Origin of the sequence: Paracoccus aerodenitrificans (assembly GCF_027913215.1) — a bacterium.
Taxonomy (GTDB): domain Bacteria; phylum Pseudomonadota; class Alphaproteobacteria; order Rhodobacterales; family Rhodobacteraceae; genus Paracoccus; species Paracoccus aerodenitrificans.
Genome location: NZ_CP115784.1, coordinates 2,940,570 through 2,954,983 on the forward strand (window position 1 = coordinate 2,940,570; position 14,414 = coordinate 2,954,983).

At 60.0% G+C, this 14,414-nt stretch carries 12 protein-coding genes; 11 read left to right on the plus strand and 1 reads right to left on the minus strand.

The annotated features are described in order from the left end of the window. Positions 1–18: 18 nt before the first annotated feature. The 11 genes from PAE61_RS15790 (at position 19) to PAE61_RS15840 (ending at position 12,313) form a co-directional block, all read left to right on the plus strand. Positions 19–951: a LysR family transcriptional regulator gene (locus tag PAE61_RS15790; protein ID WP_271113300.1), complete on the plus strand. Its 933-nt coding sequence runs from the start codon at positions 19–21 to the stop codon at positions 949–951. Between the two features lie 120 nt (positions 952–1,071). Further along, positions 1,072–2,079: a Bug family tripartite tricarboxylate transporter substrate binding protein gene (locus PAE61_RS15795; RefSeq protein WP_271113301.1), complete on the plus strand. Its 1,008-nt coding sequence runs from the start codon at positions 1,072–1,074 to the stop codon at positions 2,077–2,079. Positions 2,080–2,159: 80 nt separating this feature from the next. Next, on the plus strand, positions 2,160–2,672 hold the full coding sequence (locus PAE61_RS15800; RefSeq protein WP_271113302.1) for a tripartite tricarboxylate transporter TctB family protein: 513 nt from the start codon (positions 2,160–2,162) through the stop codon (positions 2,670–2,672). Then, the gene (locus tag PAE61_RS15805; RefSeq protein ID WP_271115174.1) at positions 2,672–4,210 is read left to right on the plus strand and encodes a tripartite tricarboxylate transporter permease; all 1,539 of its coding nucleotides are present in this window, start codon (positions 2,672–2,674) and stop codon (positions 4,208–4,210) included. Before PAE61_RS15800 ends, PAE61_RS15805 begins: the two co-directional genes overlap by 1 nt. 11 nt (positions 4,211–4,221) lie before the next feature. Continuing rightward, positions 4,222–6,111, plus strand: coding sequence for a bifunctional sugar phosphate isomerase/epimerase/4-hydroxyphenylpyruvate dioxygenase family protein (locus PAE61_RS15810; protein ID WP_271113303.1), 1,890 nt, complete (start codon positions 4,222–4,224; stop codon positions 6,109–6,111). Between the two features lie 17 nt (positions 6,112–6,128). Beyond that, a complete protein-coding gene (locus tag PAE61_RS15815; protein ID WP_271113304.1) occupies positions 6,129–6,962 on the plus strand; it encodes a shikimate dehydrogenase family protein in 834 nt (277 codons plus the stop codon). Positions 6,963–7,106: 144 nt separating this feature from the next. After that, positions 7,107–8,048, plus strand: a complete 942-nt coding sequence (locus PAE61_RS15820; protein WP_271113305.1) for a 3-hydroxyacyl-CoA dehydrogenase — start codon at positions 7,107–7,109, stop codon at positions 8,046–8,048. Positions 8,049–8,156: 108 nt separating this feature from the next. Then, positions 8,157–8,663: a TRAP transporter small permease subunit gene (locus tag PAE61_RS15825; RefSeq protein WP_271113306.1), complete on the plus strand. Its 507-nt coding sequence runs from the start codon at positions 8,157–8,159 to the stop codon at positions 8,661–8,663. Then, a complete protein-coding gene (locus tag PAE61_RS15830) occupies positions 8,660–9,985 on the plus strand; it encodes a TRAP transporter large permease (protein ID WP_271113307.1) in 1,326 nt (441 codons plus the stop codon). The genes PAE61_RS15825 and PAE61_RS15830 overlap by 4 nt, the downstream gene beginning before the upstream one ends. Before the next feature lie 24 nt (positions 9,986–10,009). After that, on the plus strand, positions 10,010–11,098 hold the full coding sequence (gene dctP, locus PAE61_RS15835) for a TRAP transporter substrate-binding protein DctP (RefSeq protein WP_271113308.1): 1,089 nt from the start codon (positions 10,010–10,012) through the stop codon (positions 11,096–11,098). 198 nt (positions 11,099–11,296) lie between these two features. Beyond that, positions 11,297–12,313 carry an HAD family hydrolase gene (locus PAE61_RS15840; protein ID WP_271113309.1) on the plus strand — a complete coding sequence of 339 codons (1,017 nt, stop codon included), beginning with the start codon at positions 11,297–11,299 and terminating at the stop codon, positions 12,311–12,313. A gap of 18 nt (positions 12,314–12,331) precedes the next feature. Here PAE61_RS15840 and PAE61_RS15845 read toward each other — a convergent pair whose 3' ends face one another. Further along, the gene (locus PAE61_RS15845) at positions 12,332–14,314 is read right to left on the minus strand and encodes a multiheme c-type cytochrome (RefSeq protein WP_271113310.1); all 1,983 of its coding nucleotides are present in this window, start codon (positions 14,312–14,314) and stop codon (positions 12,332–12,334) included. Positions 14,315–14,414 lie beyond the last annotated feature (100 nt).

Consider the following 14,414-nt stretch of genomic DNA (forward strand, 5'->3'; position numbering starts at 1 on the left):
TTTCGCCGGGGTGCGCCGATGCATCAACTTACTCTGCGACAGATCGAGGTAATCCGCGCTGTGATGCTCAGCGGCACGATCAGCGGGGCGGCACGGATTCTCAACGTGTCTCCGCCGGGGATCAGCAGGCTTGTGAAACATACCGAGGAATCGCTCGGGCTGCGCCTGTTCGAACGGCGCAGCGGCGTCTATGTTCCCGCGACCGAGGCCTCGGCGATCTTCGATCAGATCGGCCGCGTCTATAACGGTGTCGAGAACCTCAACCGGGCGCTGCAATCATTGCAGCGGGGCGAGGCGGCGGATCTGTCATTTGCCTCGGCCCCCTCAGTGGCGCAGTTCATCGCGGCACGGGCGGTGCGGGGTGTGCGGCATCGCTATCCCGATCTGTTCATCGACCTGAACATTCTGAAGATCGAGGAAATGGTCGATTACCTGATGCTGGAGCGCGGCGAGTTCGTGATGATGAGCGCTGCGGTCGATAATGCCGGGATCAGTAATGAAATCGCGGCGACCGGGCGGATCGCCGCCATCGTACCAGAGGGGCATGAGCTGGCAAATCAGGCCAGTGTCTCGGTTCACGATCTGGTACGGTTTCCAATGATCGGCGTCGATCCCGGCGACCCCTATGGCGCGGCCTGCGCCAAGCCGTTGCAGGATGCGGGTCTGCCGGTGCGCTATTCCATGCGAGGCCGGTTCGCGCAGACTGTGGTCAGCCTGGTGCGTCACGGGCTTGGTGTCGCGGTGATCGACGAGTTTTCGGTGGCAGAGCTGTATATGCCCGGTGTCGTCCGCCTGTCGCTGGTCGAGGAAGCACCGATCACGATTTACATCGTCACCAAGAACGGACGCGTTCTGTCCGGCTTCGCCGAATACGCCATCGCACAATTGCGGCGTGAACTGCAAAGAGCAACCGAATCCCGGCCCTGGGAACAGGCGAAACCATCCCGATAGAGCCCTCTTATTAACACGATGTTAACGACAGTGGAAAATTGGTATTTGCGGTAAAGGATTAGTTAACAGAGAATGAGTTTATGGAGGCCGCCCGTTTTCCCGGCGGCAAGGGAGCAAAACATGACATATAGATTTTCGAAATTCACCGCCGCGCTGTTGGTCACGACTGCGGTTTCCGCTACGTCAGCCTTTGCGCAGGACTATCCCTCGAAAGAGATCAGGGGGATTATTCAGTGGGGCGCGGGCGGTTCGACCGATACGGTAATGCGGACCGTGACCCCTCATGCCGAAGAGGTTCTGGGCGGTACGGTCGTCATGCAGAACATGACCGGCGGCGTCGGTGCCATCGCGACCAAGTTCGCCTTCGCCCAGAAAGCCGACGGTTACACCCTGCTTATGGGCGCGGAAAACCCGCTTCTTTACAAGGTAATGGGTCTGGGCGATATCGACTATTCCGAGTTTACCCCGGTCAATATCCTTGCCCGTGGCGTTCCGGTGCTGGTCGCGAATAACGACGCGCCTTTCAACACCTTCGCCGAGATGGTCGAATATATTCAGGCCAATCCGAATGAGGTGAAATTCGGCTCGACCGGACCGGGCGGCGTGCCCTCGGTGGTGACGGCCCTGCTGCGCTCGCAGACCGAAATTCCCGTGACCGAAGTCCCCTATGACGGCGACGGCCCGGCGCTGACGGCGCTTCAGGGCGGCGCGGTGGATGTGCTGCCAGCCGTTCTCGGCGCGGCGATCGAGCCGATCCGCGGTGGCCGGGTCAAGGCGATTTCGCTGATCGACAACGCACCCAGTGACGCCCTGCCCGATGTACCGGCTTTGGGAGAAACCAACCCGGAATATGCAGATTACCTGCCCTGGGGTCCATTCTTCGGTGTGTTCGTCAAGAACGGAACGCCCGAGGATGTCGTCGCCAAGCTGACCGAGGCCTATGCGGCAGGTGCCGAAAGCGAGGATTTCGTCAAGCTGATGGGCGATCGTGGCTATGTCATCGAAAGCATCTCTGGCGACGAGGCACAGGACTTCCTGGATAAATGGCAGTCCCTGACCACATGGCTGATCCAGGATGCGGGTCTGGCCAAGGTCTCGCCCGAAGAATTCGGCATCCCCCGCCCGTAAGGCGAAACGCCGCGACATGTCGCACCGTCCCGGCCACCTGCCGGGACGGGCTCCATTCTGATCGGTCGGGAGGAACGGTCATGCATGACAAAGCTAAACGAAGCGCCGGCGAGCTGGTATTCAACTTCATTCTTTTCTCGATCAGCCTGATCCTCTTATGGCAGGCTTACCTGATTTCCGGGTTCGAATCGCTCAGCTCTCCGGGAGCGCTGCCAATGGCGGTAGCATTTGCGATGGTGGTCAGTTCGGGCCTGATCCTGCTGGCGCATTTCCGCGAACCCGCTGACGAGCAAAGCAGTTTCCTGCGGGATATCCTGCCGCCGGTCGTCATCGTCATGATGCTGATGATCGCAGGTTATGCGGTTCTGCTGGTGCCTCTGGGCTTCCTGCCCACCTCGCTGCTGTTTCTGATCTTGTCGATTCTCTATCTGCGGCGCGGAGGGCTTGGCTTCGCCGTGATCGTCTCTCTGTGCTCGCTGATCTGCATCTATATCATCTTCCGGCTGGTCTTTACCGTTCTGATGCCCGCCGGGATCGTGCCAGAAGGAGAGATCCTCGGCGCTATCGGAAACATGTTCGGAGGGGCTGAGTGATGGAAGCGTTCGGTTATTTCCTGACCCCGTGGCTGGACCTGAAACTGCTGTTTCTGGTCGCGGCGGGGACATTTGCCGGGGTCTATGTCGGCGCCATTCCGGGGCTCTCCGTGACAATGGCCGTGTCGATCCTAATCGGTTTCACCTTCACATGGGATGTCTATCCGGCGCTGTGCCTGATGGTCGGCATCTTCATGGGCGGCGTCTATGGCGGGTCGCGCACCGCAATTCTGCTGAATATTCCCGGAGCACCCTCGGCGATTGCAACCGCGATGGACGGTTATCCGCTGGCGCAGCAGGGGCGTGCGGGGGAAGCAATCGGCGTCTCGACCGTGATGTCCTTTGTCGGCGGGCTGATCGGCATCGCCGTGCTTGCGGCAGCAGCCCCGACGGTCAGCGAATTCGCCCTGACCTTCCAGCCGCGCGACTTCATGCTGCTGGCCATTCTGGGCATTCTGCTGGTCGGCTCGCTGTCCGGAGAAAGCCTTGTGAAGGGTATTTTCTGCGGCGCGATGGGGCTGCTGATTGGGACTGTAGGGATGGACCCTCTGACCGCCGAGGAACGTTTCACCTTCGGCTTCACCCAGCTTTGGGGCGGGATCAGCTTCATCGCCGTGATGATCGGCATGTTTGGCGTGGCCGAGGCACTTGCCCAGCTTCACCATGTCGATAAAGCGGCGGTCAAGCAAACCATTACCCGCATCGTTCCCAGCTTCGCCTCGGTCCGCAAATATCTTCCGCTGTCGCTTCAGACCTCATCTATCGGGGTGGTGATCGGCGCATTGCCGGGCACGGGCGGAGATATTGCCGCGCTGATGGCCTATGACCACGCCAAGCGCGTCACCAAGAACCCCGAGGTTCCCTTCGGCAAAGGCGCGAAGGAAGGGCTGGTCGCCCCGGAAACCGCGAATAACGCGGCGGTGGGCGGAGCTTTCATCCCGATGCTGACACTGGGCATTCCGGGCGATGCAGTGACGGCAATCATGATCGGAGCGCTGTATATTCACGGCCTCAATCCCGGCCCGATGCTGATGATCGAGCAGCCTCAGATGTTCTGGTTCATCACCGGCGCACTGGTTCTGGCGAATATCTTCATGCTGATCTTCGGCCTGACCGGCATCCGCATCTTCACCAAGATCGTGGAAATGCCGCGCACCGTGCTGATCCCGCTGATCCTGCTGCTGTCCATTGTCGGTGCTTATGCGGTGAACAACTCGATCACCGATGTGTACTGGATGCTGGCGTTCGGTGTTCTGGGATATTTCATGAAATCCCATGGATATCAGCTTGGCCCGGTGATCCTCGGGGTGATCCTGTCGCGGCTGCTGGATGAAAACTGGCGACGCGCGATCATTTCCGAACAGGGCAGCCTGCTGGCCATGTTCAAGGGTATCCTGACCAGCCCGCTTTCCCTTATCCTGTTCGCAATGGTTGTACTGATCTTCGTCAGCCAGACTCCGATCTGGAAACGCTGGCGGCGCAAGGCGGGCCTGCCCAAGGCCGGTGACGACACCAACGCCCCCGGTTCGGGCGCTTAAGGAGCAAGGCGATGAAAACCTCGATCGCAACGGTTTCGATTGCCGGTACGCTGCGCGAAAAGCTGGCGGCAATCGCAAAGGCCGGTTTCGACGGGCTGGAGATCTTCGAACAGGATTTCCTGCAGGATGCCGCCAGCCCGCGCGAGGTCGGCCAGATGATCCGGGATCACGGGCTTGAGGTGATGCTGTATCAGCCCTTCCGCGATTTCGAGGGGCTGCCCGAACCGCTCCGCACCCGCGCCTTCGACCGCGCCCGGCATAAATTCGACCTGATGGCGGATCTGGGGGCAGAACAGATGCTGATCTGCTCATCGGTTCACCCGCAGGCGATGGGCGGGATCGACCGCGCCGCCGACGATCTGGCCGAACTGGCCGGGATCGCGGCGGAACGCGGCATCCGACTGGGATATGAGGCGCTTGCCTGGGGCCGCCATGTCAACGATCATCGCGACGCATGGGAAATCGTGCGCCGCGCTGATCATCCCGCGCTCGGTTTGATCCTCGACAGCTTCCACAGCCTCGGTCGCCGGATCGACCCCGAGACCATTCGTCGCATCCCCGGCGACAAGATCTTTTTCGTCCAGCTTGCCGACGCCCCGCTGATCGAGATGGATCTGCTGTACTGGTCGCGGCATTTCCGCAATATGCCCGGAGAAGGCGATCTCGCCGTGGTCGATTTCATGCGTGCCGTTACGGCCACGGGCTATGACGGCCCGCTTTCGCTGGAAATCTTCAACGACCAGTTCCGGGGCGGCAGTCCCGAGGGCATCGCGCGGGACGGCCATCGTTCTCTGATCTGGCTGATGGATCAGGTGCGCTGCGCAGAGCCTGCGCTGAAGGTCGATCTGCCCGAGATCCCCGGGCGTATCCGGGTCGAGGGGATCGAGTTCATCGAATTCGCATCCGACCCGCAGGAGGCCCCGCTGCTGGAAACCGCGCTTGGCCAGATGGGTTTCCGCCGCGACGCGCAGCACCGCAATAAATCCGTGACCGTGTGGCGTCAGGGCGATATCCGCATCGTGCTGAACACCGAGCCGACCGGCTTTGCGCATAGTTTCTTTCTGAATCACGGCACCGGGGTCTGCGATCTGGGGCTACGGGTTTCGGATGCGCAGGCAACCGTGGCCCGCGCGGCGGCGCTTGATGCGACGCTGTTCGGCCAGCCTCTCGGCCCCGAGGAGCTGGACATTCCGGCAATCCGCAGCGTTGGCGGCTCGGTTCTGCATTTCATCGATGAGAAAAGCGGGCTGGACGATGTCTGGGACATCGAATTCACCCGAACCGGCGAGACCGAAAGGGATTTCGGCCTGACACGGGTCGATCACATCGCCGAGACGATGAATTACGATGAGATGCTCAGTTGGGCGCTGTTTTACGGCTCTATCTTCGATATGGAGCAGCGGCCCATGCTGGATGTCGTCGATCCTGACGGTTTGGTCCGCAGTCAGGCCATCGCCTCGCCCGATGGGGGGACCCGGATCACGCTAAACGGCGCACAATCGCATCGCACGCTTGCCGGAGGGTTCCTGGCGGATTCGATGGGATCCGCGGTGCAGCATATCGCGCTTGCTTCACGCGATATTCTTGCTTCCGCGCAAGCGATGGAAGATGCCGGATTTCAGGTGCTGGCCATCCCCGAGAATTACTATCACGATCTTCAGGCACGTTACGGTCTGCCGGATGACCGGATTGAGCAACTGCAACGCTGGAATATCCTCTATGAAGCCGATGACCGGGGCGGAGAGTTCCTGCAATTTTACGGCCAGCCTCTTCAGGGCGGGCTGTTCTTCGAAATCGTCGAGCGGCGCGGCGGTTATGACGGCTATGGCGCGGCAAATGCTCCGTTCCGCATTGCCGCATTGAAACGATTGCTGCGCGGCAAGACCATCCCCCGCGCCTGACCACAAGCGGAGTTCCCATGATTTCAGGACATACGAAACTGCTCGGCCATATCGGCGTGCCGACGGAAAGCTTCAAGGCTCCGATGATCTATAACCCGTGGTTCGAGGCACGGGAGATTGACGCGGTGGTCGTCCCGATGGGCTGTGAGCCAGAGGATTTCCCCGATTTCATCCGGCTGCTGTCCCGGCTGCGCAATTTCGCCGGTGCGCTGATCACCATGCCGCATAAGGTCAGCATGGCCGGTCTGCTGGATGAAGCCAGTACCGCAGTCCGTATCTGCGGCTCGTGCAATGCGCTGCGCCGCGATGCTGACGGGCGGCTGATCGGGGATATGTTCGACGGCGAGGGCTTCGTGCGCGGCATGCAGCGCAAGGGCCGCCGGGCCGAGGGTGCTTCTGCGCTTGTCGTCGGTTCAGGCGGGGTCGGTTCCGCCATCGCGGCGTCGCTTGCCGGGGCCGGGGCGACCTCTCTTGGGATCTACGATATCAACGAGGCTTCGGCAGACGGTCTGGCGGGACGGCTGCGTGACGCCTATCCGTCCTTGAGCGTCACCACCGGCAGCAACGATCCGGCGGGCTATGATATCGTGGTAAACGCAACGCCGCTTGGCATGAACCCCGGAGATCCGATGCCGCTGCAGGTCGGACGGCTGAACCCGTCCAGTTTTGTCGGCGAGGTGGTCATGAAATCCGAAGAGACCGCCTTCCTCGCCGCCGCAAGCGCCCGCGGCTGCCAGACCCAGATCGGGACGGATATGCTGTTCGAACAGATCCCGGCTTATCTCGAATTCTTCGGCTTCCCGGCCACGACAGCCGATGAGCTTCGCGGGCTTGCGAAGATTTCCTATTAGACCGTTCCCGAGTTAAGATTGACCTCCGGAGCCATCCGAAAGGCTTAACCCCATCTCCGCATGCGCAGCACAAGCAGCTTGCATTATGCGCCCCCGATCCGCTCTACTGCGCGTAATTGAAGGATCTGCGCATAAGGGGGGCACATGTCGGAACAGAAGAACGTCGCCATTATCGGAGCCGGCCTCGTCGGATCAGGCTGGGCGCTTGTGTTTGCACGGGCGGGATATACGGTCCGCATTCATGACCCGAGCGAGGCGATCCGCGATGGTTTCATGCAGTGGGCAGAGGACTCTGTGCCAGAGCTTGCCGCCGAGGGGCTGATAGATGACGGCGCAGGCGTTCTTGCGCGGCTGACGGTCTGCGAGGAACTGCAACAGGCTGTCAGCGATGCCGGATATATTCAGGAATCCGTCTTTGAAACGGTCGAAACCAAGACCGATGTGAGCCTTGCCATCGACGCGGCGATGTCTCCGGATGCGATGGTGGGGTCGTCCTCATCGGGGATTCCGGCCTCGCGCTTTACCGAAAACTGCCGGAACCGCACGCGCTTCCTGATCGCGCATCCGGTGAATCCGCCGCATCTGGTTCCGGTGGTCGAACTGGTTCCCGCCCCCTGGACCGACCCAAAGGTTGTCACGCAGACCCGCGCGATCATGGAAGATGTCGGGCAGGTGCCGGTCAGCCTTACCCGCGAAATCGACGGTTTCGTGCTGAACCGTCTGCAGGGGGCGCTGCTGAATGAAGCATGGGCTCTTTATGAGGAAGGCTATGCGACGCTTGAGGATATCGATGCGACCGTCGCTCATGGGCTGGGGCTGCGTTGGGCCTTCATGGGGCCGTTCGAGACAATCGACCTGAATGCACCGAAAGGCATCGTCGATTATGCGGAACGTCTGGGCGGCATGTATTACAACATGGCAACGCAGCGCAGCCCGAAGCCGTGGGACCCGGACAGCATCACCCGCGCCGGAGAGGTCTGCCGCCAGACATTGCCCGAAAGCGATCTGGCCAGCCGCCGCGCATGGCGAGACGCCACGCTGACAAGGCTTGCGCGGTTCAAGAAGGATAACGGTTTAAGCCGATGACGCTTGGTCAACTCGTTGCGTCTTCGGAATCTATCCTAAATTTGTTTGAAAACCGCGCCGGGTGGTGGTTCTATCCCCGCAGAATAAGAAACCTACAGGGAGAGCGGGATGATCATCCGTTTTATAGACGGACTGAATGAGATCGTCGGCAGAATCGTTTCAGTGCTCGCATTCGTTTTCGCGCTTGTCATCATCTATGACGTCGTCATGCGATATGTCTTTAACGAGCCCACGAGATGGGCATTCGATGTATCAAAACAGCTTTACGGATTTTACTTCATCATGCTGGGTGGCTATGCGCTGCGGCATAAGGCGCATGTCAGAGTGGACATCCTGACCGAGCGCTTCAGCGTCGGGACTCAGCGGATCGTCGATATCTTTGGCTATCTGATCTTCTTCTTCCCCTTCGCCTGGGTCTTTACCCGCCGGTCATGGGATTTCGCCGCGACATCGCTGGCGCAGCGCGAGGTGACCTATGGTGCGGTTCAGCTTCCGGTCTATCCGCTGAAGATGGCCATGTGCCTTGCCGCCGCGCTTTTGCTTCTGCAAGGCGTGTCCGAGGTGCTCAAACTGATCCTGAACGATCCGAATACCCCGCAGGAGGCCGCGGAATGAGCCCTGAATATATCGCATTGATGATGTTCGGCCTGCTTCTGCTGGGCCTGTTCATGGGGCATCCGCTGGCCTTCGTGCTGGGAAGTACCGCCGTGCTTTCGGCAGTGATTTCCGGCAAGAGCATGGTTCTGGGCGTGGTGATCAACCGCATCTATGGCGAGGTCCTGGAAAACTATGTCCTGATCGCCGTTCCCCTGTTCGTGCTGATGGCAAGGTTCCTGTCAGATTCAGGGGTGACTGACAGGATGTTCGAGACGCTGCGCCTGCTTTTGTCGCGGGTGCGCGGCGGGCTGGCGCTTGCGGTTGTGTTCATCTCGATCCTGCTTGCGGCAACGACCGGCGTGATCGGCGCATCCATCACCGTGATGGGCGTCATGGCGCTGCGGCCGATGCTGCAATACGGATACGCGCCGACCCTGACCACCGGCGTCATTGCCGCCTCGGGCTGTCTGGGCATTCTGATCCCGCCTTCGATCATGCTGATCCTGATGGCGAGCTATTCCCCGCTTTCCGTTGGTGAACTGTTTGCCGGCTCGATGATCCCCGGCCTTCTTCTGGGCGTCAGCTATGCGATCTATGTCTATATCATCTCGGTCCTGCGCCCTGATCTGGCACCGGCGGTAGAGCCCGACGAAAAACTGCCAAGCGGACAGCTTATGCGCATGCTGCTGGTCGAGGCGCTGCCGCCGCTGGTGCTGATCTTCGGCATTCTCGGCTCACTTCTGGCCGGGATTGCGACTGCGACCGAAGCATCGGCCATCGGTGCCATATTGGCACTGCTGATCGTGATCGCGCGGGGCAAGTTCGAGTGGCGGACCTTCTATGGTGCGCTTCTGGAAACCGGGCGGACCTCGGCGATGATCCTGTTCATCGTGGTGGGCGCGACCGCATTTACCGGCGTGTTCAACATCACTGGGGGTCTGCGTGCCACGCAGGAGATCATCCGGGGGCTGGACATGGCGCCGTGGCTGCTGATCACCATGATGATGATCATCGTGTTCATTCTTGGCGCTTTCCTGGACTGGACCGGGATCGTGCTTCTGTCCTTCCCGATCTTCCTGCCCATCGTGCAGGAGATGGAGGGGATCAGCCTGTTGTGGTTCGTCGTGCTGATGGCTGTCGTTCTGCAGACATCGTTCCTGACGCCGCCATTCGGCTACGCGCTGTTCTATCTGCGCGCCATTGCGCCTCGCGAGGTGCGCACGGGCCATATCATCCGCGGGGTTCTGCCTTTTATCGCGCTGATTGTGCTGATGTGTGTGCTGGTTGCGCTTATTCCGTCGCTTGTCACGTGGCTGCCGGAAGTTCTGTATTCGACGTGACATAATTCAATAGGGAGAAACCAAATGACCATGAAGCCAACAATGCTGGCCGTTACGACCGCGATGTCGCTTGCCGCGCCCGCTTTCGCGCAGGAAACCTGGACGATGACCTCGACCTGGCCGTCCTCGCTTGAACTGATCGAGACCGACAAGCATTTCGTCGAACTGGCCAACAAGCTGACCGAGGGCGAGCTGACCATCGAATTCTTCGAAGGCGGCGCACTTGTCCCCGCAGGCGAGGTGTTCGGCGCGGTCGAATCCGGCACGATTCAGGCTGGCGGTGACTGGCCGGGCTATTGGGCCGGTCGCGATCCTGCCTTCTCGCCCCTGTCCACCACACCGGCGCTGTTCAACGCAGTGGATTATGTCAACTGGATCCAGGAATGGGGCGGCCGTGAGCTGTATGAGGAAATCTACGGCAATTTCGGCATGATGTATCTGCCCTTCGGCGTGACCAACAACGAATCCGGCTTCCGTACGCTGGAACCGATCGTCACGCTGGAAGACCTTCAGGGCAAGCGCCTGCGTCTGTCCGGGCTGGAACAGGGCCGTCTGCTTGAAAAACTGGGCGGCAATCAGGTGTCGATGGCCGCAGGTGAGATCTATCAGTCGCTTGAGCGCGGCGTGATCGACGGGGCGGAGTTCTCGACCCCCAACGCAGACCTTTCGGGAGGCTTCGATCAGGTCACCGGGTATTGGGCAACTCCGGGCTGGCACCAGTCTGCATCGGCCTTCGGTGTAATGATCAACAAGTCTGCATGGGACGCATTGTCGCCCGAAACGCAGGAAAAACTGCGCATCGCTGCTGATGCAACAATGCTATGGTCGCTGGCCTTCACCGAAAAGCGTGCAACCGAAGCCTATGCCGCTTTCGACGAGGCTGTCGAGATCAACCGCTATGAAGATGCGGCACTTGAGCAGATCCAGACGCTGGCCAACGAAACCATCGTCGAGACCGCCTGCGAGAACCCCAACTCGGCCAAGGTCTATCTGAGCATGGTCCAGTATCTTGAGGATTACGCAAAATGGCGCGACGCCTCGGCCCCCTATAACCTGGGCCGGACGCCGAATGGCCCGACCTCGGAGCAACTTGCCGAATGCGCCGAAGGCTGAGTTTGGCCCGAAACTGAAGACAGATTGCCCGCCGCTTCCGGCGGGCAATTGCATGATAAGGGTTGGCAAACTGCGCTATGACAGCAGCGCGTCCGGTAAGCTGGCGGTATTTTCGCGCATCAGTGCGACCGAATTGCCCAAGCCGATCAGACATTGCTAGACTAGCCTCAGATTATCATCCCTCCCGGAGGCCCGATCATGCTCAAGCCTTTTCATCTCTCTGCGTTTCTTCTGACTGTCGCCACGCCCCTCGCTGCGCAGGAGGTTCTGCCGTCCTGGACTGACAGCCCTCGCAAAGCCGCCATAATTTCCTTTGTCGAAACCGTCACGGATGAGGACAGCGAGGATTTCGTTCGGGCACCGGAACGGATCGCCGTATTCGACAATGACGGCACGTTGTGGAGCGAGCAGCCCTATTATATTCAGCTTGCCTTCGCGCTCGATCAGATCAAGGCCAAGGCAGGAGATCATCCCGAATGGCAGGAGCAGGAGCCTTTCAGCTCAGTCCTGAATGATGATCTGGAAGGCATCGCGGCAGGCGGATCGGAAGCGCTGATGAAGCTGATTGCCGAAACGCATGGCGACTATGTCCCGGAAGATTTTCGTGCCGAGGTCGGCCAGTGGCTGCATCAGACAAATCACCCGGATTATGGACAGCCTTACGCGGATCTGACCTTTGTGCCGATGGTCGAACTGCTGGATTATCTGCGGGAGAATGACTTCAAGACCTTCATCGTCTCGGGTGGCGGGGTCGAGTTTATCCGCGCGATCAGCGAAGAACTCTATGGCATCCCGCCCGAGCAGGTCGTGGGCAGCGAACTGAAGCTGGTGCTGGAGGAACGCGACGGTGTGCCCGCCGTCATTCGGCAGGGAGAAGTGACCTTTATCAACGATCACGGCGGCAAGCCGATCGGGATCGCCAGCCATATCGGACGCAAGCCGATCGCGGTTTTCGGGAACTCGGACGGCGATTTCGAGATGCTGGAATGGGCGCTTGACGGGACCCGGCCCGGTCTGGGCATGATCGTGCATCATGACGATGGCGAACGTGCCGTGGCCTATGACCGCGACTCACTGGCCGGCAGGCTGGATCGCGGCCTGGATGAGGCCGATGCGCAGGGCTGGCATCTGATCAGCATGAAAGATGACTGGCGGCAGATCTTCAGCTTTCAGGAACCCACCGATCCGGCAGAGGAACCGCAGACAGCGCAATAGGCTGCGGCATCACCGGCTTCATCGGGGCGAAAGCTGAAGGTCAAGCGACAGAAGCTGAGCATTGCCGGGATTGGCCGCCATCGCGCGGGACAGAACCTCGCGGGCGGCCTCGATCCGGTTCTGCGCGGCCAACAACCTGACCTGCATCACCCAGGCATCCGCAAGTTGCGGGTCCTGCTGTGTGGCCTCGGCAAAGGCGGACAAAGCTGCGGGAATATTGCGCAGCGCAAGCGCGGTTCCGCCCAAGGCAAGCTGGCCCTCGGGGTAATCGGCATTCGCCATCAGCCATTGCTGCATCTCGCGAATGCCTTGCTCAAACCCCGCCTGATGTTCGGGGGCGACGCGCAGGCCGGGATTCTGCAACAACTCTTTGACGGCGGTGATTCTGACCGATCTGGCCGGGTCCTCCAGAAGCGGCGCGATCCGTTGCAGCTTGTCGTCCGGTGCTGCGCTGCGCTGAAGCGGGATGGCGGCGGCGCGGATCAGCGGGTCTCCGGCGCTTAACTGCCGGGCGGCGCGTTCGGTATCTTCCGGCTGCATATGCGAGGCGGCAAGCCCCAATGCACTGGCGCGGATGATCGCGGGTGTGGTCTCATCTTCGGCGATGTCGAACAGCGATGGCAGCGTTCCGGGATCTTCTCCGCCGTGGCCATGCGCGAAGGTCTGGGAAAAATGCGGCCCGCGATCTGCATCAGGATGAGCGGCCAGAATCGCCTTATCCGCCCATTCCGTATCCTTGTCCGCGTGACAGTCGAGGCAGGCAAGCGGCGCACCCGTCTCGACCGACAGATCAGGGCGCGGAATGCGGAACGCGTGATCCGAGCGTTCGTCGATGCCCATATAGGTCTGCGCTTTCATATGACAGTTCTTGCACTGCGCCCCTTCTGATCCCTGCGGGTGGAAATAATGATCCGGGCTGTCGTAATCGGCCAGTTTCAGCGATGGGAAACGCGTATTGCCCGCCTCGGAATGGCATTGGGTGCAGACTGCGTTGCCCTCGGCCTTCAGCCGCGTGCTGTGTGGGTTGTGGCAGTCGCTGCATTGCACGCCGTTCTGATACATCTTCGATTGCAGGAAGGAACCGTATACATAGACCTCATCCCGAATGGCTCCGTCGGGATAGTACAGCCGGTCCGCGTCGATCAGCGCCAGTTCGTAGCTGTCGTGATAGGCCGTGCCGGGCACAGGGCTTTCATCGGTCAATGCGCTGCGTCGCGAATGGCAACCGGCGCAGACCTGTATCTGCGCATCGGGATCGTCCTTTGAAAAGGACGCCGTGAAGCCAAGCGCAGACAGGCCCGGCATGCCGCTGATGTCATAGCTTTCGGGCGCCTTCGCCCACTCAGCATGAGCGGAACCGGGGCCATGACAGGCCTCGCAGCCGACACCGATCTCGGCCTGCGTGCTTTGATAGAGATGGTCCTGCGGGACGTAGTTCTTGTCATAACCTGTGGCATGACACACCGCACAACGGGCATTCCAGTTTTTGTAAGGTCCGCTCCAGTGCAACCCGTCAGAGGGGACATAATCCTCATCCGGGTAAAGATCGTACCATTGTCCCTCCACGACATCCCAGACAAAATCCAACGCCTGTTTCCGACCCGGCTCGGTTTCGACCAGATACTGTTGCAAGGGTTCAACACCGACGACATCCGTTATGTTATAGGAAGCGCGGGTCCCGTCCGGTTCGGTGATGGCGACGGAATAATCGTCGCCCTGCCGCGAAAATGTCACATCAGAGCCTCCAATCGAGACATTCTGCCCGGAAAACTCGCCCAGAACGGTTTCCGGCCCCGGCTTTTCCCATGCCAGATCATGATGCGAGCCAAGCCAGTCACTTGTTTCTTGCTTATGGCAACCAGCACATGCCTCACTGCCGATATATTCAGGAACTGATCCACCAGGGGTCTGAGCGGCGGCAAATTCCAGGCCGAATCCGTTCAGGCCGAGGACCATAAGCCCCAGAGCAATCAGAGATCGGAAAAATCTGTAAAGAGACATGTTGAAACAACTCCAGTTGTCTGGTCATAAATTAATTGTAAAAATATCGTTATAGTTTCTGTTAGAAAGGAATTCTATCATGCAGGGGAAGGAGCATCAC

Bases quoted from the DNA above. Each gene is read 5' to 3' on its own strand.
- PAE61_RS15790 (WP_271113300.1), top strand. From the start codon at position 19: ATGCATCAACTTACTCTGCGACAGATCGAGGTAATCCGCGCTGTGATG.
- PAE61_RS15795 (WP_271113301.1), top strand. From the start codon at position 1,072: ATGACATATAGATTTTCGAAATTCACCGCCGCGCTGTTGGTCACGACT.
- PAE61_RS15800 (WP_271113302.1), top strand. From the start codon at position 2,160: ATGCATGACAAAGCTAAACGAAGCGCCGGCGAGCTGGTATTCAACTTC.
- PAE61_RS15805 (WP_271115174.1), top strand. From the start codon at position 2,672: ATGGAAGCGTTCGGTTATTTCCTGACCCCGTGGCTGGACCTGAAACTG.
- PAE61_RS15810 (WP_271113303.1), top strand. From the start codon at position 4,222: ATGAAAACCTCGATCGCAACGGTTTCGATTGCCGGTACGCTGCGCGAA.
- PAE61_RS15815 (WP_271113304.1), top strand. From the start codon at position 6,129: ATGATTTCAGGACATACGAAACTGCTCGGCCATATCGGCGTGCCGACG.
- PAE61_RS15820 (WP_271113305.1), top strand. From the start codon at position 7,107: ATGTCGGAACAGAAGAACGTCGCCATTATCGGAGCCGGCCTCGTCGGA.
- PAE61_RS15825 (WP_271113306.1), top strand. From the start codon at position 8,157: ATGATCATCCGTTTTATAGACGGACTGAATGAGATCGTCGGCAGAATC.
- PAE61_RS15830 (WP_271113307.1), top strand. From the start codon at position 8,660: ATGAGCCCTGAATATATCGCATTGATGATGTTCGGCCTGCTTCTGCTG.
- dctP (WP_271113308.1), top strand. From the start codon at position 10,010: ATGACCATGAAGCCAACAATGCTGGCCGTTACGACCGCGATGTCGCTT.
- PAE61_RS15840 (WP_271113309.1), top strand. From the start codon at position 11,297: ATGCTCAAGCCTTTTCATCTCTCTGCGTTTCTTCTGACTGTCGCCACG.
- PAE61_RS15845 (WP_271113310.1), bottom strand. From the start codon at position 14,314: ATGTCTCTTTACAGATTTTTCCGATCTCTGATTGCTCTGGGGCTTATG.